This window comes from Tessaracoccus aquimaris (assembly GCF_001997345.1).
Classification (GTDB): Bacteria; Actinomycetota; Actinomycetes; order Propionibacteriales; family Propionibacteriaceae; genus Arachnia; species Arachnia aquimaris.
This window is the reverse complement of the sequence record NZ_CP019606.1, coordinates 886,653-911,694: the sequence shown is the minus strand read 5'-3', so window position 1 is coordinate 911,694 and position 25,042 is coordinate 886,653. Positions and strand designations below refer to the sequence as shown.

Sequence of the window (25,042 nt, the reverse complement as noted above, 5' to 3'; positions counted from 1 at the left end):
AAGGTGGATCGTCGCGTGCAAACGCATGACCGAGTCAACCAACTTGAGATAAAAAGAGGCTTGCCCAGTGGCGAACATCAAGTCCCAGAAGAAGCGCAACAAGACCAACGAGATCGCGCGCCAGCGCAACAAGGCCGTGAAGTCGGGCCTGCGCACCCACGTCCGCGCCGTGCGCGACGCCGTCGCCGCTGGCGACTCCGCCAAGGCCACCGAGGCTGCCCAGGTCGCCAACCGCGCGCTGGACAAGGCCGTGAGCAAGGGCGTCATCCACAAGAACCAGGCCGCCAACCGCAAGTCGGCCATCTCCACCTCCGTCGCGGCTCTCTGAGCCTGACGCGGTAGCGCTTTTCACGCAGCGCCTTGGCCCTCGGTCGTCAAGGCGCTGTTTTGCGTACCCTCGACCGGGATTGACACTCAGGGTCGGGCCAGCGCGAGGACCCCGAGCACCATCCGCTCCAGCGCGAAGGCCGGGTCGGTCGCCGCACCCTTGACCTCCGCGTCGCCGACGGCGATCAACTGGATCGCCCCAGCCACCGAGCCGGGGCCCCAGAGGCGCGACGTGCGGGCGTAGTCCTTCATCTTCCACGGCGGAAGACCCAACTGCCGCGCGAGGTCGTTGCTGTTCATCCGCGAGCCCTGCGCGTCGATGTACTTGCCCATCCCCCGGAACGCGCCCGCCATCGCGCTGGTCACCAACACCGGGGCGGCCCCCGTCGACAGCGCCCACCTGAGCCGCTCCATCGCGACGTTCGCGTTGCCCGCAAGCACGGCGTCGGCCACCGCGAAGGACGTCACCTCTGCCCGTCCCGCGAAGTAGCGCTTGATCAGTCCAGCGTCGATCTCTCCGCCGTCGGAGTCGGAGGCGAGTTGCGCCACCGCCGAGGCGAGCGCCCGCAGGTCGTTGCCGACGGCCGAGACGAGTTCGCCCGCCGCGTCCTGCGAGATCCGGATCTTGTTGCGCTTGGCCTCCTCAGCCACGAACTTCGGCAACTCCCACGCCTTGAACGCAGCGACCGGCTCGGTCGGCACCTTGGCCTTCTTGAGCTTGTCGATCAGCCCCTTGCCCTTGTTGCCGCCGTGGTGGACGAGGATCAGGCAGAGTTCATCGCCCGGGTTCTTCGCGACCGCGACCAACTGGTCGACGACGCCCGGCGGGCAGGCGCCGACGTCGTCGATGACGGCGACGATGTCGCTGGAGAACAGGGAGCCGCCGACGACCTCGGACAGCATGGTGTCCTCGAGTTCGGCGGCGGTGATCTCGTTGACGTCGGCCTCGGGGCGCTCCTTGAGCGCGGCCGCCCTGGTCCGGGCGACCGCACGCTGCGCGAGGAAGGCCTCAGGACCGGTGACCAGGAGCGTGCTGCCGAACGATGACATGGGCCAAGCTTGCCAGTGCCCACCGACGCTCAGCCAGCCGGGAATAATCCCCACCAGGAGATAGTTGAACATTTCACCAGACGGACGAGACGAAAGGAGCCGCTGGTGACCACCCTGCTGACCTACAACATGGGCATTCAGGCCTTCGACGAGCGCGACTACAAGACCGCGATCGAGCGGTTCTCGGCAGTCCTCGAGGAGGACCCCCGCAACCTGAACGTGCGCGAGTACCTGGCGCGGGCGCACTACCACCGCGCATCCCTGCGGCCTGCAGAGGCAGAGGCCCGCACGATCCTCGAGCAGGACCCGACCAACGAGTTCGTCACGCTGCTGCTCGTCCGCTCGCTCGAGCGCCAGAACAGGGCAGACGAGGCCGTCGGGCTGCGTCGCAGGCTCGCCGCGCTGACGGGCGACGACTCGCACCTGACGCCGCAGTCGCTGTAGCCAGTCGCTGTAGCCACTAGAGGGCCGATCTCCGGGCACCCGCCCCGAGGTCGGCCCTTTCGCGCGCCCGCAGGAAAGACGTCTGTAACCTTTTGCGCACCCGCAGGGAGTTACAGGTGAAGAGACACCGACGTCGATGCGGACAGGGGGCGATCGTGGGCTCAGCGGCACACCCCGCCGACGGCGGGCACCGGGACTCGGATGCCCTGCTGCCCGGCGGCACGCACGAGGTCGTGCAGCGCTACGAGTCGCTCGTCTACGGCATCGCCGTCACCCACACCGAGTGCAGGGGTGACGCGGACGACGCCTACCAGGAGGTCTTCCTGACCTACCACCGGCGTCAGGTCGAGTTCAACGGCGAGCAGCACCGCAAGGCCTGGCTGATCACGACGGCGCTGAACTGCGCCCGCCGGATCCGGCTCAGCTCGTGGCGGACCCGCGTCGTGCCGCTGACCCCTGAGCACGTCGATGCCGAGCCGGACGGCTTCACGCTGGCCACCGACGAGCAGAACGTGCTGTTCCGGGCGATCCGGGCGCTTCCCGAGACGCTGCGCAGTGTCGTGTACCTGTTCTACTTCGAGGATCTGAGCGTCGCGCGGATCGCGGAACTGCTGGGGGTGGAGCAGGGCGCCGTCCGGGTGCGCCTCTCCCGCGGCAGGGCGCGACTGCGCGACCAACTGCTGGGAGGGCTGTTCGATGAATGACGACATCTTTCGCGAGATCAAGGACCAACTGCGCCCGTCGCCCGAGGTGCGGGCCGCGCTGTCGGCGCAACTCGACGCCGAGCAGGCCGAAGCGGTCGCGCCCCGCCCGCGTCGCCGCTGGGCCTGGGTGGCGGGCGCCGCGGCCGTCGCGATGGTCGCAGGGGTCGCCGTCGGGGCGGGCCTGACCCGGCGCGAGAGCGACCACTCCGATCCCCCGTCGCTGCTGCCGAGCGCCGCGCCGATCCCCTCGAAGGTGCAGATCCGCGACGCGTCCGACTATGCGCCCGTGTTCGCCGCCATCGAGCGATCCCTGACTGCGGCCCGGGACAGCGGCCAGTGGACCGACGTCGGCGGGCCGCTGCCCGTCGCCGCCCCGGCCGACGGCGCCGCCTCCGAGTCGGGATCCTCGCCGCAGGGCGGCTACTCGGCCGAGGGCACCTGGCGGACCAACGCGCAGGTCGCGGGCATCGACGAGGGCGACATCGTCAAGAGCGACGGCAGGACCATCTTCACCGCCTCGGGCGGTGACGTGGTCCTGGTCAGTGCCGACGGGGCCGACACAACCCAGGTCGCCCGGATCGACACCACCGCCTCCGAGACAGGCGCCACCGAGGGCGCCGTGCAGGGCCCCGTCGTCGATCTGATGCTGCATGGCACCACGCTTATCGCCCTCGTCACGGAGTACACCCCGCGGCTGTCCGAGTTGCCGCCGAGCGAGCCGTTCGCCTATGTCCCCTACGACGCCACCCAGACAAGGGCGCTGCAGTACGACGTGTCCGACCCGACCCGCCCGCGGTTCGTGAGCAGCCTCGGGCAGAGCGGCGCCTACGTCACCTCGCGGCTCTCCGACGGCATCGTCTACCTGGTCACCGACTACACGCTCGCCGACCCCAACGCCGTCGACGCGGAGGATCCCGCGACCTTCGTGCCGCAGGTGTGGAGCGGCGACGACGCCGCGCCGGTCAAGGCAACCGACTGCTGGTTGATGCCTGGCCCGACGGGACCCCGCTATTCGGTGCTGAGCAGCATCGACCTCGCCTCGGGCGGCCGCATCGACACGCAGAGCGTGCTCGGCGGCTCGGACGCCGTCTACATGGGAACCGACGCGCTCTACCTCGCTGGCGCCACCTACGAGGGCTTCGACGCGGTCCCCGCCGATCTGGACCAGGCGATCGGGCTGCAGAGGGTCGACCAGACGACCCACCTCGTCCGGGTCGCCACCGACAAGGGCTCGCTCGAGGCCACGGCCGAGGGCTCGGTCCCCGGCGCGGTGCTCAACCAGTTCGCGCTCGACTCCTACGAGGGGCACCTCCGGATCGCCGTCACCATGAACGGCAGCACCGCAGGCGGGGGCTGGGGCAGCTACCCCGGCCTGTTCGTCCTCGATTCCTCGCTGAAGATCGTCGGGTCGCTCTCCCGGCTTGCGGTCGACGAGTCGATCCAGTCGGTGCGCTTCGACGGGCCCGTCGGCTACGTTGTGTCGTTCCGCCAGGTCGACCCGCTGTTCGCCATCGACCTCTCCGACCCGCAGCACCCCATGGTGATGAGCGCCCTGAAGATCCCGGGCTTCAGCACCTACCTGCATCCGTGGTCGGAAACCCGCCTGCTCGGCCTCGGGATGGACGCCGGCGAGGACGGCATCGTCAGGGGCATGAAGCTCACGATGTTCGACACCTCCGACCCGTACGACGTCACCGAAGCGACCACCATCCGGGTCCCGTTCGACGACGCGGAGGCGCTGCGCAACCACAAGGCGGTCTTCGTCGACGTCGCGCGGGGGCTGATCGGGTTCGACGCCACCACGATGGACGCGAAGGGGAGGCAGACCCATCGCTACGTGATGTACCGCTACGACGGCAAGGAGTTCGCCCTCCTCGACAAGCTCGACGTCCACCAGCCTCCGGTCGACCGGCAGGGCGGCGCGCGCGGACTGAGTATCGGGGAGTTCCTGTACGTCGTCACGGGTGCCGGGATCGACGTCTACTCTGCGGATTCGCTCGACGAGGTGACGGGCCGCGAGTTCGGCCGCTGACCGACCCCCTAGACTTCCTGCGAGCCATCAAACTCAAAGGAGAGCCATGTCCAGCCCACTTCGTTTCGGCATCCTGGGTGCCGCAGGCATCACCCCGTCGTCCCTCATCGCGCCCGCCGCGCTGAACCCCGACGTGGAACTGGTCGCCGTCGCGGCGCGCGATCGTTCCCGCGCGGAGGCGTTCGCGGCCGAGCACGGCATCGGGCGGGTCGAGGACAGCTACGAGTCACTGCTGGCCGCTGACGACATCGACGCGATCTACATCCCGCTGCCCAACTCGGAGCACGGCCGCTGGACGAAGGCCGCCGTCGACGCGGGTAAGCACGTGCTGGTGGAGAAGCCCTTCGCCTCGAACGGCACCGAGGCTGAGGAGGTCGCGGCGCACGTCGCCGGCAGCGGCCTGGTGGTGATGGAGGCCTTCCACTACCGCTACCACGCGCTGATGTCCGAGGCGATCGCGCTGGTCCGGGACGGCAAGGTCGGCGACCTGGTCGACGTGAGCGCCACGTTCGACGTCAATCTGCCTGACCGCAGCAACATCCGCTACATCTACGACCTGGCTGGCGGCGCGACGATGGACCTGGGCTGCTACAGCCTGCACTTCGTGCGCAGCATCGTCGGCGAGGAGCCGGAGGTCGTCTCCGCGACGTACCGCCCCTCCACCGACGACCGGATCGACGAGGCCCTGACCGCGGAGCTTCGCTTCCCCAGCGGCGTCACCTCGACGGTGTCGAGTTCGCTGCTCGAGGACGTGGAGTGCCAGTCAGCAACCATCGTCGGCACCGAGGGCGTGCTGAAGGTGGAGGGCTTCGTGAAGCCGCAGGAGGGCAACTCCCTGACGCTGTACACCGACGCGGACGGCGCGACCGAGATCGAGGTCCCGGAGCGTCCGACCAGCTACGACTGCCAGTTGGACATCTTCGTCGCGGCGGTCCGCGAGGGCCTTCCGGTGATCACCGACGCCGCGGACGCGGTGAAGATGATGCACGCCATCGACGCCATGTACGTGGCCGCGGGGCTACAGCCGCGCGAGTAGGCCGCGACCCCCGAAGCCGGAGATCGGACAGGTCGGCGGACCGGCCCCCGTGCGGCAGAGGGAGATGAGCGAGATGATGCCTTCGGGCTGCGCGGCTGTCAATCAGACCGGTCGATTGATACCCAAAAGGTACTTCTCGTGGGATAGGTCCTTGCCAAGGGGTGGTTAGGCTGCTTGGATCTGCCCATGATCCGACGAACCCGACGCGGCGTTCCATCACGGGTGCCGCCATCACCGTGATCTTCCTGGCCCTCGCTAACATCCGCTCGGGTTGGTCGAACTCGAGGTCAGACTCCTGGTGACGCGACCATCCGTGTCTCTGGTCGATGTGACCAGGGCCTATCCGGCCTTCACGCTCGGTCCCGTCTCGACAACATTCACGCAAGGTGTCACCGCCCTGCTCGGCGCGAACGGGGCAGGCAAGTCGACGCTCATGCGCCGGATCGTGGGTGCCGAGAGTGGTGGGGGAACCGTGACCGACGAGGAAGGTCACGAGCCCTCCCCCGGTTACCTTCCGCAGGACTTCACCGCGCCGAAGCAACTGACGGCAACCGACTACCTGCGCTTCGTGGCCTGGTGCCGGTCGACGCGGCGTCGACCACTCGGGAGGGCCGATGTCGGGCGCGCCCTCGAGTCCGTGGATCTCACATCGAAGGCGCGCTCGAAGGTTGGTGCGCTGTCCGGAGGCATGCTCCGTCGCCTTGGCGTCGCACAGGCCTTGATCGGTGGCTCGAGGATCCTCGTCCTGGATGAGCCGACGGTGGGTCTGGATCCCATCCAGCGCGGCGAGCTACGCAGGCTCCTCAAAGTCCTCGGCCGCACCCACGTCGTGATCGTCTCGACCCATCTCAGCGAGGATGTCGCGGCGGTTGCGGAGTCGGTGTCCGTGTTGAGCGGCGGCAGGCTCGTGTTCGACGGGGACCTGGCCGGGCTCGTCCAGATCGCGGGCCGGACGGACGTGACCGCCGAATCGGTCGATCTGGCCTTCTCACGCGTGGTCGACAGCGGCGTCGATGCGTAGCGCCCTCCTGTCGTGGCTGTTCCTGGTCCGACTCTCCGCCCTGCGTGGACTGGGCCTTGTCTCCGCCTGCTCCGTGGCCGCTGCCGTCTTCGCGACGACCCAGCGCGGGGCGCCTTGGCGCGGCGACCTGGTGTGGACGATCGACTGGCTCTCGGTCGGGTTCGTCATCTGCGGCCCTCTCGTGGCCGGCGCTGCTGCCCTTGACGTCGGGCGGATGGCCCGCAGCACCCTGCATCTGGAGGGCATCTGGCCCTGGCGGTCACCTGGCCTGGGGGTCGCGATCGGGCACGCGAGCCTGGCGTGCATCGGTCACTTGGTCGGGCTCGCGGCGGCCCTGATCATGAGCCTGCCTCCGGTCGGGGACCCCTTCGCTTGGCTCGCCGTCCTGGTTCAGCTCCTCCTGCTGGTCCTGTTCGTCAGCCTCGGCGCGGCGGTTGGTCGGCTGACCCAACCCGTCCTTGCTGGGCTCGTGGCGTCCTCCGCTGTGCTGTTGCTCATCTACTTCTTCGGATCGCCGAGCGACCAGATCACGATCCTCAATATGGGCCAAGCGACTCTTCCACGCATCGGGTACGCGTACCACTGGACCTATCTCGCCGCTCAGGCCGTCATCATCGTCGTCCTGATCGTCGCGTTGTGGATCCTCCGCCCCGCGTCGCCGACCGGTTCCCGGCACGTTGGCTGGGGCCGGATGCTGGTATCGGTCGTGCTCGTCGTGGCCTCGGTGGGCCTCGGCCTGGCCACCACCCTGAGTCGGCTCGTCCCCACGGGTCGACCGCCCACCTACTGCGGCGCCGTTCAGACCCGACCGGTGTGCTACTACCCGGAGCATGCCCGGGTGAGCGACGGGTTCAGCGAGACACTCTGGGCGATCGTCGAGATGACGGAGCACAGCGACTACCGGGGCCTGCTGCCGCAACGGTTCGCCGAGGTGAGCCAAACCTGGGCGCCCACCGACCCGGAGACGGCCCCTTTCGTACTCGGCGACGAGCAGTTGACGGGAGGCCCACCCGACGTGACCGCCATCCTGCAAGGCATCGTCGAGCCCGTGCACTGTGCGCAACTGGCCACCGACGCCTTACCCTCCGAGCGCTACGGAGTGGACCTGCAAGGGCTCGTCAGCACCTGGGAGTCGGTGGTGACAGAAGACACCTCAATGCTCGTCGGAGACCCCATGTCGGCCGAGGAGGCACTTGCGCTGCGGGACCAGTTCGCCACGTGCAGCTACCCGTACTTCACAGAGCCCTCGTGAGCTACCTGCTGGCAGGGTCGGGATTCCGGGCCACCTACCCGCCCCTCCTCGCGGCCCTGATCATCACCGCCGCGTTCCCCCACGGAACCATCAGCCAGATCGGCCCCTTCCCGCTGCAGCCCGAACTGCGGGTCCTGCTCAGCGTCCCCATCCTGTGTGCCCTTGCGACGGCAATCAGTCACAACATGACCGGCTCACGAGTCATCCGTCACTCCGCGCGCGTGCACCTGTTGCGGCTCCTGTCGATCCTCCTGGCGGCCACCGTGTCCGGATCGATTCTCGCGGCTGGCACCTACCTTGGCGGTCTTGAGGTGGGCGGGGCCCTGCTGCGCAACTACCTGTGGTTGTCCGGTGTCGCGATGGCGACGTCGGCACTGTTTGGCGTCGTGTATGCCTGGTTCCCCTGATGGGAGCGTTCGGGTTGGCACTGGTGTTCCCGGCCGACACCAGCGACTGGAGCCTCTACGGGTTCCTGTTCCGCGAGACTGCAACGTTCGCACAGGTGGGCGTGGCCGCTGCGTTGTTCATGGTCGGTGCGGGTCTGCTTGTGGCGAACCCGCGCCATCACGGCTACCTGCCAGGACGCAGACGCGCCGGTGAAGACTTCCGAGCTTGACTGCTCGCCCCGGTCCCCCGATCCGATCCTGACGACCAGGCCACAGGCGACCTGACGTCAGAGCGACCACGGTAGCTCAAGCGAGAGATGCATCTGACTGTCGCGATCCGCGCTTTCCGCTGCCTCTCCCCCAGGAGGCCTTGCTGGGCCCAAGCGGGGCTCTGGCCAACACGGCATCACCCTGCCGTCAGGGCGCCAGCGCTGCAGCCGAGCGCGGCGGAGTTCCCACCAAGTTGGTGCGGCGGGCGACTGCCCAACCCTGCGCCAGGTCGCGGCATCGTTCTGACGCAAGGGACGGACGGGTGTGCATGGAGGCTCTCGCGCGACGAATGCAGGGCCGCGAAGGCAACGTCAGGATCATGATCGCGCCCCTTCTCTGCCGGGAGCCGTCTCGGTCAGCCATCGCGGTGTTATGTCACGCGTCACAGGGATCGAACCCAGTGGCGTGACAGACGAATCTTGGTGACACGAGAAGACGCCGCTGGCGCAAATGAGAAAGGTACTTGGCCATGCCAAACAACAACAGCATCCCGAAAGAGGGGCGAGACTTCGTGTCGCTGCAGCGTATGGGTCGCAAGGGGCCTGCGAAGTGTCCATCGCAAAAGCGTCGCTTTCGCGACCATGATGAAGCGACTGCAGTGCTTCACAAAGCCAAGAATGCACGCACGATCGCAAGACTTGATCAAACCGACACACGACGCAGGGAGCAACGCAGCTACGAGTGTGCCCGGTGCCAGGGATGGCACGTCACTTCGCAGAGCACTTGGACAAGGGACGTGGGTAACTGATCATGAAGGTTCTGTACCTTATGCTGAGGTCGGCGTGGCAGGCATGTGCCGATGTGATGCTCTGTCGGAAAGGTCAAATGGCGATGGATCAGAAGAGTGCCATCTCAGCGTGGTGGACGGCACTTCTAGCCCACGAAGGTCCAAGCCTTCAGGGGCTTGCCGAGAAACTGGAGGCACAGGCGTGGCGCCTCGGTGCTTCTGAGGTGCCCAAGGTGGAGCGCAACCATGTCGCGAACTGGCAGAAGAGGGGCACCTTTCCCCCTTCGAGTCAGTACCTCCAAGCAGCGGCCCGCCATATGATGAACGAGATGGCGCAGGCGCAAGGGGCCCCCGAGGATGCTGGTGAGTGGAATGACGTTGACCGCCTCTACCACTCATGGCAGATGGCCAAAGACCGCAGAGCTACTGCAGCGAGTCCACGCACTGCCGAGGCAAACAGCCGAAAGGCGAGCCGTCTTGAGGAGGTGTTGAGCGGGCCGGTCAGCCAGTTGGTGGGCGATGCATCTGCCCCCGACGGACTCAAGGAGGGGTTTCGGCAAGGCTCATGGCTGACTGGCGGCGAGACGCCCGAGTACGCACCCAGGGCCGTCGATGCGTATCTGGATGAACGGCTCAGCGTCTCTTCCGGCGGAGCGTTCGTCGTGATTGTGGGGCCCCCTAAGTCGGGCAAGACACGCACCCTGCTCGAGGCTCTGCGACGGAATGTACCGCACAGGCTGCTGTGGCAGTTGCGTCCGGTCGAGGGCGCGCTGGCGGCCGTCATGAAATCAGTGGAGACCGACGGTGGGCGTGAGGGCCTCCACCGGCCAGAGGACATCACTCTCTTGATAGACGATATGCAGCGCCATGATTTTCGTGTCGAACTCACTGCAAAAGCTCTTTCGGACGCGGTCCGCGCAGGCCTTCTTGTCGTCGCAACACTTCACGACAGCACGCTCGCCAATATGCGCTCCGAACTCGAGGGCTTCACATTCCCGGACGGAGTCCGGCTCGGCGCGAACCTCCATTTGCTCGAGTTGCTTGATGAATCAAGCATTCGCCTCGAACCCGAGTTGAACGAAGAAGAGGCGCTATCCCTCCCAATGGATCTAGCGCTCCAAGCTGTCGTCCATGAGATTCCGACCGAGAAGATCGCTCGACTGCCAGAACTCCTGGCGGCCGTTGATGCGCTCATTGCCCGCACCCTTCAGGGTTTCCACGACAAGCAGCACCCTGAGCGGGCAGCTCTAGTTATTGCCGCAATCGATGCTCACCACATCTACCGCGAGGGCGCATCACAACTACAACTTCTTGAACTGATGCAGTTGGCCTTCACGTTCTTGCATCCCACCAAGTTGTGGCATGATCACCTCTTCCCTCCTGCATTTGATTGGGCGACCGATCCTATTGGAGGACACGGGTCAGTGCATGCCATCCTGGAGCGAGCTCGCACGCCACCAGAAACCTTTGCAATGTTTGATGCTGCCATCGAGAAACTGTCTGATCAGATCTGGGACTCAAGGCACTTGCTGACGCATGCCAACCATTTGGAGGGACATGCATGCCTCGCTCTCGCCCGCTCCACTCCGGAGTCCTCGGTAAAGTTCACATGGTTGCGGCGCGCGCTTACCCTTGGTGAGCCAGCCGCAGCTTTCGAAGTCGCACTTTCACCAAGATTTCGCGGCCTTGAAGAACAAGAAGCTGTAGAGCTGACCAAGCAGGCCCTCTTGGCTGGGGAGGCCCACGGTCCAGTCTCGCTGAGCATCCTCTTCGGAGACAGACACAAGCCCGAAAAGCAGATCACCTGGCTACTGAAGGCAGCCGAACATGGACTGCTCGGGGCTCTGGTGAGTGCGGCTCGGCTGCTCATCGATTTGGGGCGACCTGATGAGGCGGAGCACTGGTTGGCGCTCGGGGCTCGGGCGGGTTCGGCAGTGTGCGCCAACGCACTGATCGGTGTTCTGACAAGGCGCGGAGCCCTCGATCCGGGTGGACGATGGCACCGGCTCTGCGTTCGCGAAGGATTGGCCACGGCCACACTAGCCAAGATCGCAATAGCAGGGCTTCAAGACCTATCGGCCGATGAGTTTGCGACCCACGAGGAGCTAGTCGTTAGTGCTGCGAAGTTCGGACACGTGGAAGCTCTCCGCTGCGCAATCCATCATCTTGAGCAGCGAGGCGACTTGCTAGCTTCGAATGAGTTGCGAACCCAGCATGACGATACGGTAACACCCGAGCGTCAATTTGAGCGCGGTGCCTACTACTTCCACGAGGGACGCCTGACCGAAGCCGAAGACTGGCTGAGTCGTGCTGCCCAACAGGGTCAACCAGATGCAATGCTCATGCTGGCCCAGATGTCGGCTCAGCGTGGGGATGAAGCGGGGTGGATGCACTGGACCTCTGCTGCCGCAGATCTCGAAGACCCGCAGGCTATGTGTGCGCTCGGTATCGCCAAGCAACACAGTGATCCCACTGAGTCGCAGCGTTTGCTTGCCTCATCGGCGGACCGTGGAATACCAACGGCAATGACCGCAGTCGCCCTCGGACAGTACGTCCGACATGAGTTTGAAGAGGCCAAGGACCTGTGGATCGAGGCGGCCAGATGCTTTGATCGCGAGGCATACTTCTGGCTAGGAATCCTTGCCTCAGAGCAAGGCAACACAGACGAGGCCCAGGACTGGTACCTCAGAGCCGCCAACGCTGGAGACCCTCAAAGCATGCTCTACCTCGCTCGTACTTTGGGCCGTGAGCGTCCCAGTTTGGCGCGCCACTGGGCCAAAATGGGGGCAACCGCCGAAGGCCGTCAGATGACGCCTGAGTTCGCCGATTTCCTTGGAGAGATCTATCTCGTCTTGGAAGATCAAGAGAGTGCAGATAAGTGGGCAAAGAGAGCCCACGAACTTCGCAAGGAGGACTGACAACACAGCCAATCTCACAAAGTCTTGCTTGGAGTGGTTGTGGATGGGTTGCATCATCTGGCGCTGAAACGCTCGAAAGCCCCGCGACCCCACCGACGGGTCCACCCTCGTCATCAGAGCACACATTTTCTTCGACGGACAAAGCATCTGGGGCTATGCGAACGTCTCAGGGGCTCATAGCTCGCTTGGTGTGATCCCAGTCATCCTGCTCGAGGCCGGAGATCGCGGTCGTCGACGGACTCTTGTCACGCTGTGCACGGTGTGGCGGGCGGCGCGGCGTCTTCCCTAGTCATCGGGGCCTCACTATCGGCGCAATGGTCAACGAATCCCCTCTGCGGCCGAGCGCGATGGTGCCCTGCGTGTCGGTACGGGCGACAGACATGCCCAACCCGGTCGCCAGGTCGAGGGCTGCCTTCGCCGGGTGGCCGTAGTCGTTGTCCTCGCCCGCGCTCGCGACGGCCATCCGGGCGGCGGAGGCCTCGAAGAAGCGAGGCTCCTGCCTGGCCGAACCGTGGTGCGGCAGTTTCAGGACGTCGACCGCCAGGGGCAGCCCTGCCGCGCGGGCCGAGCGCAGCGCCTCGCGCTGCCCAGCCGGCTCGGCGTCGCCTGCCAGCAGCACCCGGACGCCACCCGAGGTGGCAACCCCGACGACGGACGCGTCATTCTCCGCAGACCCCTCGCCCTCGGGGTCGGACGCGACGGGAGCGGACGGCACCGAGACGCTCACCCACTGCGCCTCCCCCAGCGCGATCCGCTCCCCCTCGATGGCGGAACGGACCCGTCCGCCAGCGCGCCCTGCCGCCTCGGCCAGCCACGGCGGGACTGGGCCCTCTCGGACGAGGATCAGGCCGGGCCGGAAGCGTCGGATCACCTCCTCGGCGCCGCCCACGTGGTCGGCGTGGTAGTGCGTGAGGACAAGCAGGGGCAGGCGGTCGACGCCGAGCGAATCGAGGCACGCCAGCGTCGGGCCGGGCTCGGGGCCGGCATCGACGAGCATCGCGGCGTCCGGACCGGCACGGATCGCCGTCGCGTCCCCCTGCCCCACGTCGCAGAACGCCACACTCCACTCCCCCGGCCAGCCGAGCGGCACCGGGCGGACGGCGCTGGCGACCACCAGGATCACCGCGAAGGCGACGCCGCCCCACGGCGAGCGGAGCAGACGTACCAGCACGACGGCCACGGCCGCAGAGGCCAGCGCCACCAGGGCGACGCCAAGGAGGCTCGAACTCCACTCCCAGGTGGCCGACGGCAGTGCCGCGCCTGCCGAGGCGATCCACACGATGGGTTGGCTGCACCAGCCCGCGACCCAGCCAGGAACGGTCGCGACCGCGCCCAGCGGGCTGAGCACCGCGGCGAGGAGGCCGAGCACCGTCGTCGGCCCGACGAACGGGGCCGCGAGCACGTTGGTCGCGACCGCGACGACGGAGACCTGCTCGCTGATCGCCGTCACGATCGGCTGGGTCGCCAACTGGGCGGCGAGCGACACGGCAACCGCCTCTGCCACCCATCGGGGGCACCAGCGAAGCAGCGCGTCGCGGAACCGGGGGCCGAGCAGCACGATCCCGGCGCAGGCGGCCACCGACAGCGCGAAGCCGACAGAGCGCGACAGCCACGGGTCGAGCCAGATCAGCACGGCCACCGCGAGGCACAGCGCCCGGATGCTGCGCCTGCCCCGCCCCGACCCGATGGAGGCCAGGGCGACCAGGCCCATCGCGGCGGCCCGGAGCACCGAGGGCTCCTGCCCGCAGACCAGGATGAAGAACCCCACGCCGGCGACGGCGCAGCCCCGCACCCACCAACCGCGCACCCCGATGACCCGCACCGTCGGCACCAGGACCCCGACCAGGAGAGACAGGTTCGCCCCGGAGACCGCCATCAGGTGGGTGAGCCCGGTGGCGCGGAAGTCCTGGCGCATCCGGTCGTTGACCCGGGAGGTGTCCCCGACCACGAGTGAGGGCACCAGCGCAGCCTGATCGGGCGGAGAATGCGACACAGCCTCCCGCAGCCCAGCGCGCATCGCGTTGGCTAGGGCCTGGAGCGGGCCTGGTGCCTCGATGCGGGCGCCGAGTTCGCGGACACTCAGCAGCGCGGCGGCTGGGTCGTCCGGCTCGGCGGGCGCGAGTCGGACGCGGGCGGGATGCACGGCCCCTGGCTCGGCGCGGAGCAGCGCCTCGCCTACATCCCCCGTTGCGAACAGCACCACGGGCACCGACGTCGTTACCTCCCGGGAACGGGCCCGCAGGCTCAAGAGGTCCGCCGAGGCGACCACGACCTCTGCGCGGCGCAACGGCTCGGAGGTCAGGCGCACCTCGGCCGTGCCCGCGGCTCGGTCGGCCGCCACCTCGGCCACGGCGGAGTGGTTCCGCTGCCAGACGCGCACCCCGGCCGTCAGCGCCGTCACCACGACGACCAGCACGACGACAGCGGCCCAACCGCGGCCGGCGCGGACACACAGCAGGGCGACGAGGCCCAGCCCCGCGAGCAACGCGAAGACCGCCTGCGCCCCCGGTTCCCACCCGGACGTGGCGATCAGGCTGGAGCCCCACACCGCGACTGCGACGGGAAGCAGGCGCCAGTCGTTCCTCATGTCGTCACCAGTGGCGCCAACCGCTGATACGTCTTCGGGCCGACGCCGTCGATCTCCTGCAGTTCCTCGACCGCCGTGAACCTGCCGTGCTCTTCGCGCCAGGCGATGATCGCCGAGGCCATCACCGGCCCGACGCCCGGCAGATCCTCGAGTTGCGCCTGCGACGCGGCATTCAGGTCGAGCGGGCCTCCCGGTGTCGCCGATGATCCGGCGCCTTCAGTGGTGGCGCCGTCGTTGACCTCGCCGAGGGGATGGCTGGTCGTGCCGATCCTGATCTGCATCCCGTCGGTAACCGGTGCCGCGAGGTTCAGGTCGGCCGGATCCGCGTCGGCCGTGAGTCCGCCCGCCGCGGCGATCGCCTCCTGCACGATGGTTCCGTCGCGCACCCTCACCACGCCCGGGCTGGCGACGGCCCCCGCGACGTGCACCCGCAGCACCGCAGGCGTCGGGCTCGGCGTGGGACCGGCCTGGGCGCTGGGCGGGGGCGTCGTTGCCGCCGGGGTGCTGGGCAACAGCGGAACCTCGGTCGCGGCGCTCCTGCCGAGCGCGATGAGCGTCACCGCCACGGCGGCGACCAGCAGCAGGGCGACCACGATCAGGTGCTTGCCGGTCACCGTCGGCAGGGCTCCGCCGAGCCGGAACCGTGAGGCGGCGGCCCCTTCCGCCGCGGGAGCATCAGCCTCCGAGACGGCGTCGGCGCGCTCTGCCTGCCCGGCTTGCGCGACCTGTTCCTCCTTGGGTTGCTCGCCCTGCCCGCCCGGCCCGGACTGCTCGGTCTGCCGGGCTGCCCTGCGCGCGCCACCGAGCGTCGGCTGGCCCGCGCTGATGTAGGCCAACCGCGCCCGCGCGACCTCGGAGAAGCGTTCCATGCCCCGTTCTTCGCCGCGCCGAAGCGTCCTTGTCACCCGGAACGGCACCTGTGGACGGCTAGGAACGGCATCAGCGGGATCGGCAACCGATCTGGATGTCCTTGTCGAGCCTGCTACTTGCGGCGCGAATCTAGTTCCCGTTTCATACCAACCCACCGAGGTCGTGTCTGAAGGAGTCGATGTCCTCTCGCATCTCGGCTACTGGGCTGTACTGATATGTCACCATCCGGATGCTTGACCCTTCAGTCCGGCTGTGGAAGTAGCTCGTGTACTGCGCCGTCTCTGGAGCCGTGCGCAGTTGCACAAACTGCCTGAGCCGCAGCGGGGACTGCGAACCGTCCTTCACGAGGTACAGTTCCCCTCCAGCATCAGATCACCCACAGCGAATGTGCTCGTCGCAAACGGGGAACGTGTGCCCATTGCTACCTCGGCCTGTTGCCGGAGCCCATCGGGTTTGCGACTGATCACACTCACCCAGTAGCGGGCTCCGCTTCTACCCACTCATGAGGCCCTCGGCCCAAGGCGTGGAGATGCATGACGAACCGGCTTCTGCAGGCACACCGGCAGGCTCGCTACGACGACCTGAGGGGAACGCTCAGAGACGCCATCGCATGTCTGACGCTTCCGCCATACTGTGCCTGTGTCAGAGACCACCACCAGCGCCGCCTCGTCACCTTCTACTCTCGGCGACGAGCAGACCAACGAGCCAGTTGTCAGTGATTCTGCGTCGCCAGATCACGTTGCATCTGAGTCGCTTGAGGCTCTACAAGCAGTCGACGGTGCCAGGTCGAAAGTCCCAGAAGGAGTCGCGGCAAGGGATTTCGAGCTCAGGACGTTGGGATCAACCTTCGACAAGGGTGAGCATCGCCTCTACGTCGACCTGCTTGAGCGGGCTGTCACTGGACCCAAGAACCTGAACATCGCCCTCACAGGCCGCTACGGCACCGGCAAGTCCAGCGTGCTGGACCAGTTCGTCGTTAACCACCAGGACGACACAGTCCGGATCAGCATCAACACGCTCGGACCCGATCCGTCACAGGACCGGACGAACCGCATCCAGAAGGAGTTGGTCAAGCAACTGGTCTACCTGCCCAAACGGGGCACAATCCGAACATCACGCTTTGCCCGCCCGCCACTGCCCCAGCTGTGGAAGGACGTCGTACTGGTTGTCATTGCCGCGCTGCTAGTGACCGGCACCCTGTGGTTGTTCGGTGTTCGACCGACCCTATGGTCTGATGGCACGTCCTGGCTCACTGGCCATCTCTGGGGACTGCTAGCCATGTTCGTCCTGTCGATCATCGCCGCCGCGTTGGCTCGATGGATGATTGGGGATCGGGCAATCGTCGAAGTTAGTGCCGCAGGGGCCGCTGTTGCTCTGGGCAAAAAGTCCGACAGCTACTTCGACGAGTACTTGGACGAGATCGTCACCTTCTTCGAAGTGAAGAGCCCAAGGTACGTTGTGTTCGAGGACCTCGACCGGTTCGAGGATCCACAGATTTTTGACTCCCTGCGTGAGTTGAACACCCTGATCAACACCCGCCCCAGATCATTGATCACCCGTGCCCGCATCAAGCTTATTCGCCGACGACTGAAGAGCCGTACTAAAGGCGAAAGGCTCACGCTCAAGGCACTCATGGCTCCTGAGCCGATCCGTTTCATCTACGCGATCAAGGACAGCCTGTTCGAGAAGCTTGGAACGACACCGAAGCGTCTACCCGCCGGCACGGAGCAGGCTGACACGGCAGAACGCGCAAGCGATGGCAAGCCATCTCTCGAAAACGACGCTGCAACTCCAAAGCAAGGCGGCGACAACACCGCAGGCAGCCGGGACACGTCCCACACGACCAACAGTGGCGCTGAAGACCTTGCACGCGTCGAAGTGGAGCGCGCCAACCGGACCAAGTTCTTCGAGATCGTGATTCCGATGGTCCCATTCATCACTCACGTCAACGCCCGCGACCATCTCGTGTCGGCGCTGGAAGAACACGGTCTGCCAAGAGACACCGTGAGCCGCGGCCTACTCGACCTTCTTGGTAGTCACACCACCGACATGAGGCTGCTGCTCAACATCTGCAACGAGTTCGTCGTCTTCGCCTACAGGCTCCTCTGGACGCCCACCCCAGCGCCCGGCATGACGGAAGATCACCTGTTCGCACTTGTCGCGTACAAGAACTTCCATCTCACCGATTTCGAGCGCATCCCACAGCAGACCAGCACCCTCGACGTGCTGGTCATGAAGCACCGCGAATCAGTCGACACGATGGTCAAGGACCTCCTCAGTCAACGGCAAAATCTGGATGCGGACAATTCTCTCAGCCGCAAACAGGCCTCTCTGGCCAGAAGTTGGGGGGACCGTCTCCATGCATTCCTGAAGGCGGACGCGCGGCAGTCCACCTACGTACTAGCAGCGGTCGTCAACGGAGTTCATTACAATGCCGATGAGTTCCGGGGGGTTTCTATGTGGCGAGCTGCTGCCGACCCGGACGGGGCGGGAGTCAGTGTCGGGCGCGCAGGATTCACGAAGGAACAGCTCGAGGCGATCTTTCCTCACAGCACCGATCCTCAGACCTGGCGCGATATCCATGTGGAGGAACTCGAGGCTGAACGTCGCCAGATCGATCGAAAAGTAGAAGTGATCCGCGCGGCTGATTTCAAAGACTTGATCGACCTAACATCAAGCGAGTCTCCGTCGCACGGTTTCGACCAGATCATCGAAGAGGTCCTTCAGTCTGACCTCGCCCGCCAACTGGTGCGCCGCGGGTACATCACCAAGTTGTTCGCGGTATATGCGGCGAAGTTCTACCATGGTTTCTCGGGGGCCGACGTTGCCGACTACTACAACCGCCATGTGATACCGGGGACGATGGACCTAAACCACGTGTTCACCACACAGAACGCCATCACGCACCTTCTTGAACAGGTGCCTGAGCACTTCACGAGCACACCGAGCGTGCTCCACGTGGACATCGTCACTCACCTAGTCCGGGAGGACGTCCATGAGACTGAGACCCCGGATCGCGTGTCGGGTGCTTCCGAGGTCGCGGCCTACATCGCGTCAAACCCGAGCGAGGACGCCAAGCAGTTCCTCTACAGGTTCTTCCTGAGCGACTCAACGCCCAGAAGCGACTTCGTCGGCCTCCTAGCTGAAGTGCCCTGGGCCGGACTGTTCGATTACCTCGCCACGTCCGACGAAGCCACGATGCGGAACCCGGCCGCTGAGGTTGCTGCCCAACAGATCCTGGGCCTCGACACGAGGCGGTGGTTGCTCAGCCACGCCCTCCTCGTTGCGCACGCTCCGAAGCGTTACGCACTCAATGACGAGACCCGCGCGTTCCTCAAGGAGTCGTATCCCGGCATCGAGGCATTCACTCAAGATCAAGGGGATGCCACGGATGTGGTGTTCTCCTTCGCCCGGGACGCCGGGATTGTCGCGTTCGACCTGGGCGTCCTGAGTGTGCCCATGAGAGAACTCTTCGTCGACGCACAGATGTACGAACTGACAGTCAGCAACCTCAACCTGGCACTCGGCACCGGGGACGACCCGACCCTGGACAACGTCGAGACCTCGGCGGCTGTGCGCTCGTACGTCCACGAGCACATCAGCGAGTACCTCGATGTCATGGCTCGGGAAGCCCCCGGAAGTTGGGTGCTGGAGAGTTCGGATCTACTCGCAGCGCTTCTCGAGGAACACCTGACAGACTGGATGCCAGAACAGTTTGCTCGACTTCTGGAACGTGTCAGCTCCGAAGCCGCGCTGCCGGACATCACCTCTGTCGATATGCAGACCTGGCCCTGGCTCCTGTCCGCGCGGGCTGTCACCCCCACTCCCGCCAATGTCGCAACGTACTGCGCCAAACGGGGAGCCGACGACGCACTGGCAGCCTTCCTGGTGGACGGCGAATCGACGATTGCGTGGGCAACGCCTGACGATCCGAAAGACGGCCTCACCGCTGACGAGACCACCGACCTGGCGATCAGCATCTTGAACGCTCAGCTGACGACATCGCACATGGTCCAGCTTGTCTCAACCCTCAGACCACACACTCCGCTGCCGGTGGAACGGATGGAGGGGGGCGAGGATGATCTGTACTCGATGCTTTTGACTGCAGGCCTCATCGAGGACACGGCTCAGTCCTTCGCACACTTCCTCGCGACGGGCTGGGCATCCGTATCCGAAGCCGTCAGAGCCCACCCAGGGGTTGCCAAGTTCATCAGTCCGACCCTCGTCAGCGCGCACCTTGTCGACATGCTGGCAGACGAGAACCTTCCAAGGAACGTCGGTGAGTCCGTGGTCGCCGGCATGGCTGAGTATGCCCAGTCGAACGAGGCGATCCGAGCTGTCGGACGGTACGCGTTCACCAACAAGATTCCGGTCCCCTCCGACCAGCTCGGGCGGCTCGCAGCTGCGCTTGACTTCACCGACCATGCCCTTTACCAGTTCGATCTCAACGACTCGCTACCGCCCGACGAACTCGTAAGCCTCCTGATCTCAGTTGGGGAGCCGTTCAGTAATCTTGGCACCCCAGACACAGAGTTCGCGATGCCGGCCGGGCAGTGGGCGCGCAAACTCATGATCGCCTCCGGAAGGCTGGACGTGTACGTGTGGTCAGCCGAGCTAGACAAGAGTTCGTCAAGGTTCTGCCTCTGAGTGAACAGGAGTAGTCCGCCTTCGCCCCGCTCCTTCAGTCCTCGTTCGCGACACACGACGGCTCGGAACTGACTGCGGCGGAGCCGTCAGCCAGGCCGGTGTGGTTCGCCCGCTGGGCCTCGGCACCCCAGTGTGTCAAGACGCTTGAGGCTCTCCTGTCGGGCGATCGGCTGGACGGGAACCTGCAATGGCATGGCGAGTCGTGGCCGGAAAGCGGCTCTTCCCAATTGAGGGTGTAGGTAGGGGTTCCGGCGTGGCGGCTGGATAGAGGGGTCGAGGCCTCCCGAAGATGGAAGTTCCTAAGCTGTCCATCTGGAAGACCTCGACGTGTTCAACGCTACCTTCACCGCGCCTGATCTGACGACCTTCTGCCGCCTCGACGAGCTCGGGTTGGAGGTGACTGGCCAACACGTGACCGCGCGCCGGGCGGTGCTGGAGTGCCGCGTCACGGATGCTGATGACTGGTGCCACAACTGTGGCGGGCGCGGTTTGGTGCGTGACACGGTAATCCGAGGCCTGGCTCACGAGCCCTTCGGTTGGAGACCCACTGTGCTGCGGGTGCGGCTGCGCAGGTACCGGTGTGTCGAATGCGGTCATGTGTGGCGCCAGAGCATGGACCGGGCCGCTGAACCGAGGGCTCGGCTGTCGCGGCGTGGGGTGCGGTGGGCGCTCGAAGCTATCGTGTGTCAGCACCTCACCGTGGCGAGGGTCGCCGAAGGGCTGGCGGTGGCGTGGGACACCGCCAACGATGCGATCATCGCCGAGGGTCGTCGGGTGTTGATCGATGATCCGTCCCGGTTCGACCAGGTCACCGTGCTCGGGGTCGATGAGCATTGCTGGCGTCACACCCGTGCCGGGGACAAGTTCGTCACCGTGATCATCGACCTGACCCCGGTAGCGGCTGGGACTGGCCCGGCACGGCTGCTCGACATGGTCGAGGGCCGCTCGAAACAGGTGTTCAAACGCTGGCTCGCTGCCCGTCCAGCCGCCTGGCGGGCCGGCGTGGAAGTCGTGGCGATGGACGGGTTCACCGGCTTCAAAACCGCCGCCGCCGAGGAACTCCCCGACGCAGCTGCGGTGATGGACCCGTTCCACGTCGTGCGCCTGGCCGGGGAGGCTGTCGACAAATGCCGCCAACGCGTCCAACAAGCCACCATGGGGCATCGAGGCCGCCGCGGGGACCCGCTCTATCAAGCCCGCCGCACCCTACTCACCGGCGCCGATCTACTCACCGACAAACAAGTCACACGGCTCGAAGACCTGTTCGGCGACCAGAACCACGTCGAGGTCGAAGCCACGTGGGGCATCTACCAGCGCCTCGTCCAGGCCTACCGCTGCAAAGACCGCACACTCGGCCGCCACCTCATGGCCAGCGTGATCGATGCGATCGCCACCGGCGTCCCCGCTGAGCTGACTGAACTGGTCCGCCTGGGTCACACCCTGAAACGCCGCGCGATCGATGTGTTGAACTTCTTCGACCGGCCCGGCACCAGCAATGGTCCCACAGAAGCCCTCAACGGCCGCCTCGAACACCTCCGCGGCTCCGCTCTCGGGTTCCGCAACCTGACCCACTACATCGCCCGCTGCCTCCTCGAAGCCGGCGGATTCAGACCCCGCCTACACCCTCAAATCGGATGAGCCCGGAAAGCTGAAGGGCAACATGGCCGTGGCTGTGGGTCGCACTGCCTGGCTCTGCGTGCCGAACGCACCCGACGCGTCAGAGCACGAGTCTCGCTGGTTCAAGACGGAAGGCGTCGACTTTCCGGCCTTTGGAGCAACACGTCCGCTCTTCTGGCTTCAGGGAGCAATCTCAGCGAACTCGGGACCCGACGGGGCAATCGTTGGCCTACTGTCCCACGATGCGGTGATCGCGAACGTGACCGATGAAGCCCCAGAGGCGCTTGAAGAGGGCTGGCTCATGATCAGGAACATGCTGGGGCCAGAAGCAATGAATGCGATTGGCTATGAGGTGCGCCTTGATTCACTGGGGAGGATCGCGTCGGCGAAGATCGAGGTGAGAGCCGGCGATCCTAGTGCGTACGAGTACACCTACCCGCTGGAGCCAGTGCGGATCACCCCACCTGACACCCAGGCCGGCGAAGAGAGCCTGCAGGCCCTCTTTGCAGATCTCGATGGCCAGGATGTCTGACCGTCTACTAGTACAGGTCACCGCGGGCTCGTGGACGAGAAGCTTGCGAACCTCGGTGGGCTGACCCGCTGAGCGACCGCCCTTGCGACAAGACAGCGACGCCCGGATCGGCAACCGATCCGGGCGTCCCTGTCTAGCGCACTACTTGCCGGGCACGAGGCTCAGCATCTTGGGCAGCCGGGCGATCACCTTGATGACCTCCCGGCCGTCGAGCGAGCGCTGCACGCCGTCGTCGGCGAGCGCCAACTCGAGCGCGGCCTCCTCCGTGATGTCGGCGGCCACCTCCAGCTTTGCGCGGATCTTGCCCTGGATCTGGACGACCATGGTCGCCGTGTCGTCGACCGTCAGGGACGCGTCGGCGACCGGCCACTGGCTGTTGGCGATCGACGGGGGCAGGCCGATGGCCGCCCACATCTCTTCGGCCACGTACGGGGCGACCAGGCTGAGCGACTGCGCCACAAACATGACGGCCTCGCGCACGGCCGGGTCGGCGGCGCCTGCAGCGCCGTCGATGGTCTTGCGCGCGGCGTTGACAAGTTCCATGGTGCGGGCGACCGCCACGTTGAAGCGGCCGGAGTCGAGCAGCGTCGACACCTCGGTGATCGCCTTGTGCGTGGCCTTGCGCAGGTCCTTATCGCCGGAAGCGAAGTCGATCCCGACCGGGGAGGCCACGTCGGAGGCCAGCCGGTAGGCGCGCTGCAGGAACTTCAGGCTCGACGCGGGCGACATGTCCGCCCAGTCGATGTCATCCTCCGGCGGTCCGGCGAAGATCATCGTGAGCCGGACGGCATCGACGCCGAACTCGTCGATCTGCTTGCCGAGGTCGACGCCGTTGCCGAGCGACTTACTCATGGCCTTGCCCTGGTTGATGACCTGGCCCTGGTTGAGAAGCCGCAGCATCGGCTCGTCGAAGTCGACCATGCCGAGGTCGCGCAGCACCTTCGTGAAGAAGCGCATGTACAGCAGGTGCAGGATCGCGTGCTCGACGCCGCCGACGTACTGGTCGACGGGCATCCAGCGGGCCACGGCCGCGGAGTCGAACGGGCCGCCCTCGAAGCCGGGCGAGCAGTAGCGGAAGAAGTACCACGACGAGTCGACGAAGGTGTCCATCGTGTCGGTGTCTCGGCGCGCGGGCCCGCCGCACTTGGGGCAGGTGGTCTGCACCCAGTCGGTCGCCGAAGCCAGCGGCGAGGTGCCCTTGGGCGCCAACTCCTGGCCGCGCAGCATCGGCAGTCGCACCGGCAACTGGTCGTCGGGAACCGGGACCTCGCCGTCGACGTCGCAGTGCACGATCGGGATCGGGCAGCCCCAGTAGCGCTGGCGCGACAGCAGCCAGTCGCGCAGCCTGAACTGCACCGTTCCGGTGCCGCGGCCCTCGGACTCCAACTGGCCGGTGATCTTGGCGACGCCGGAGGCCTTGTCGCTGAGCCCGTCGAGCAGGCCCGAGTTGACGTAGGCGCCGTCGCCGCTGGTCGCGACGCCGGTCTCCGCGGGGTCGGTGCCGTCGACGTCGATGACCATCCGGACGGGAAGGTCGTAGGCGCGGGCGAAATCCAGGTCGCGCTGGTCGTGCGCAGGCACCGCCATGATGGCGCCGGTGCCGTAGTCGGCCAGCACGTAGTCGGCGGCCCAGATCGGGATCTGTTCGCCGTTGACGGGGTTCGTGGCGGAGCGGCCGAGCCACACGCCCGTCTTGACGTGTTCGGTCGACTGGCGCTCGATCTCGGTGGTCTTCTTAACCTCGGTCAGGTAGGCGTCGAAGGCCTCACGCTGCTCGTCGCTGACCAGTTCCTGGGCCAGGTCGGAGTCGGGGGCGACCACCATGAAGGTCGCGCCGAACAGCGTGTCGGGGCGGGTCGTGAAGACCGTGATGGGCTCTTCGCGACCCTGGACGGTGAAGTCGACGTGCGCGCCCTCGGAGCGGCCGATCCAGTTGCGCTGCATCGCGAGCACGTGCTCTGGCCAGCCGCCCTCCAGTTGCGACATGTCGTCGAGCAACTGCTGGGCGTAGTCGGTGATCTTGAAGTACCACTGGTTGAGCTTGCGCTTGGTCACCTCGGCGCCGCAGCGCTCGCAGTGCCCGTTGACGACCTGCTCGTTGGCCAGCACCGTCTGGTCCTGCGGGCACCAGTTGACGTAGGAGTCCTTGCGGTAGGCAAGGCCACGCTCAAAGAACCGCAGGAACAGCCACTGCGTCCAGCGGTAGTAGTCCTCGTCGGACGTGTGCAGGCGGCGCGACCAGTCGAGGCTCAGGCCGTAGCGCTTGAAGGAGCGCACCTGGGTCTCGATGTTGGCGTAGGTCCAGTCGGACGGGTGGCTGTCTGCGCGGATCGCGGCGTTCTCGGCGGGCAGGCCGAAGGAGTCCCAGCCGATCGGGTGCATCACGTCGTAGCCCTTGAGGCGCCAGTAGCGGGCGAGCACGTCGCCCATCGCGTAAGCCTCGGCGTGGCCCATGTGAAGGTCGCCGGACGGGTACGGGAACATGTCGAGGACGTAGCGACGCTCGCGGCTGCCGTCGTCAAGCGGCCGGAAGGTCTCGTCCTTCTCCCAGAAGGCCTGCCACTTCTCCTGCGCCTGGACCTTGTCGTACTGACCCGGCTCTTGGCTCACTTAGATCTCCTG

Annotated in this window: 17 protein-coding genes; 13 read left to right on the top strand and 4 right to left on the bottom strand. The window is 66.1% G+C overall.

Annotated elements, in window-relative coordinates; genetic code table 11:
* Positions 1 to 67 precede the first annotated feature (67 nt).
* Positions 68 to 328: a 30S ribosomal protein S20 gene (gene rpsT, locus BW730_RS04285; protein ID WP_077685177.1), complete on the top strand. Its 261-nt coding sequence runs from the start codon at positions 68 to 70 to the stop codon at positions 326 to 328.
* Between the two features lie 86 nt (positions 329 to 414).
* Here the strand turns inward: rpsT and holA are convergent, their stop codons facing one another.
* A complete protein-coding gene (holA, locus tag BW730_RS04280) occupies positions 415 to 1,449 on the bottom strand; it encodes a DNA polymerase III subunit delta (protein ID WP_226997065.1) in 1,035 nt (344 codons plus the stop codon).
* A gap of 33 nt (positions 1,450 to 1,482) precedes the next feature.
* On the opposite strand from holA, the gene BW730_RS04275 reads away from it, so the two are divergent.
* From BW730_RS04275 to BW730_RS17995, 9 genes are all read left to right on the top strand, one after another.
* Entirely contained in the window at positions 1,483 to 1,821 is a 339-nt protein-coding gene (locus tag BW730_RS04275; RefSeq protein ID WP_145952721.1) for a tetratricopeptide repeat protein, read from the top strand.
* A gap of 155 nt (positions 1,822 to 1,976) precedes the next feature.
* Entirely contained in the window at positions 1,977 to 2,525 is a 549-nt protein-coding gene (locus BW730_RS04270; RefSeq protein WP_158522469.1) for an RNA polymerase sigma factor, read from the top strand.
* Positions 2,518 to 4,557 (top strand): beta-propeller domain-containing protein, encoded by a 2,040-nt coding sequence (locus BW730_RS04265; protein WP_077685174.1) that lies wholly within the window; start codon positions 2,518 to 2,520, stop codon positions 4,555 to 4,557. Before BW730_RS04270 ends, BW730_RS04265 begins: the two co-directional genes overlap by 8 nt.
* A gap of 46 nt (positions 4,558 to 4,603) precedes the next feature.
* Positions 4,604 to 5,593, top strand: coding sequence for a Gfo/Idh/MocA family protein (locus tag BW730_RS04260; protein ID WP_077685173.1), 990 nt, complete (start codon positions 4,604 to 4,606; stop codon positions 5,591 to 5,593).
* 298 nt (positions 5,594 to 5,891) lie between these two features.
* Entirely contained in the window at positions 5,892 to 6,614 is a 723-nt protein-coding gene (locus BW730_RS04255; RefSeq protein ID WP_077687513.1) for an ATP-binding cassette domain-containing protein, read from the top strand.
* The gene (locus BW730_RS04250) at positions 6,607 to 7,866 is read left to right on the top strand and encodes a hypothetical protein (protein WP_077685172.1); all 1,260 of its coding nucleotides are present in this window, start codon (positions 6,607 to 6,609) and stop codon (positions 7,864 to 7,866) included. Before BW730_RS04255 ends, BW730_RS04250 begins: the two co-directional genes overlap by 8 nt.
* On the top strand, positions 7,863 to 8,273 hold the full coding sequence (locus BW730_RS04245) for a hypothetical protein (RefSeq protein ID WP_077685171.1): 411 nt from the start codon (positions 7,863 to 7,865) through the stop codon (positions 8,271 to 8,273). Before BW730_RS04250 ends, BW730_RS04245 begins: the two co-directional genes overlap by 4 nt.
* Positions 8,273 to 8,482: a hypothetical protein gene (locus BW730_RS04240; RefSeq protein WP_077685170.1), complete on the top strand. Its 210-nt coding sequence runs from the start codon at positions 8,273 to 8,275 to the stop codon at positions 8,480 to 8,482. The genes BW730_RS04245 and BW730_RS04240 overlap by 1 nt, the downstream gene beginning before the upstream one ends.
* 871 nt (positions 8,483 to 9,353) lie before the next feature.
* Positions 9,354 to 12,167, top strand: coding sequence for a tetratricopeptide repeat protein (locus tag BW730_RS17995; protein ID WP_158522468.1), 2,814 nt, complete (start codon positions 9,354 to 9,356; stop codon positions 12,165 to 12,167).
* 289 nt (positions 12,168 to 12,456) lie between these two features.
* Here BW730_RS17995 and BW730_RS04225 read toward each other — a convergent pair whose 3' ends face one another.
* The gene (locus tag BW730_RS04225) at positions 12,457 to 14,754 is read right to left on the bottom strand and encodes a ComEC/Rec2 family competence protein (protein ID WP_077685167.1); all 2,298 of its coding nucleotides are present in this window, start codon (positions 14,752 to 14,754) and stop codon (positions 12,457 to 12,459) included.
* On the bottom strand, positions 14,751 to 15,623 hold the full coding sequence (locus BW730_RS04220; protein ID WP_077685166.1) for a ComEA family DNA-binding protein: 873 nt from the start codon (positions 15,621 to 15,623) through the stop codon (positions 14,751 to 14,753). The genes BW730_RS04225 and BW730_RS04220 overlap by 4 nt, the downstream gene beginning before the upstream one ends.
* Before the next feature lie 640 nt (positions 15,624 to 16,263).
* Here BW730_RS04220 and BW730_RS04210 point away from each other — a divergent pair.
* From BW730_RS04210 to BW730_RS04200, 3 genes are all read left to right on the top strand, one after another.
* Positions 16,264 to 20,271: a YobI family P-loop NTPase gene (locus tag BW730_RS04210; protein WP_145952718.1), complete on the top strand. Its 4,008-nt coding sequence runs from the start codon at positions 16,264 to 16,266 to the stop codon at positions 20,269 to 20,271.
* 327 nt (positions 20,272 to 20,598) lie between these two features.
* On the top strand, positions 20,599 to 21,909 hold the full coding sequence (locus BW730_RS04205; RefSeq protein ID WP_145952651.1) for an ISL3 family transposase: 1,311 nt from the start codon (positions 20,599 to 20,601) through the stop codon (positions 21,907 to 21,909).
* Between the two features lie 226 nt (positions 21,910 to 22,135).
* Positions 22,136 to 22,420, top strand: a complete 285-nt coding sequence (locus tag BW730_RS04200) for a hypothetical protein (RefSeq protein ID WP_077685163.1) — start codon at positions 22,136 to 22,138, stop codon at positions 22,418 to 22,420.
* 141 nt (positions 22,421 to 22,561) lie between these two features.
* Here BW730_RS04200 and leuS read toward each other — a convergent pair whose 3' ends face one another.
* A complete protein-coding gene (gene leuS, locus BW730_RS04195; RefSeq protein ID WP_077685162.1) occupies positions 22,562 to 25,030 on the bottom strand; it encodes a leucine--tRNA ligase in 2,469 nt (822 codons plus the stop codon).
* Positions 25,031 to 25,042: the final 12 nt, after the last annotated feature.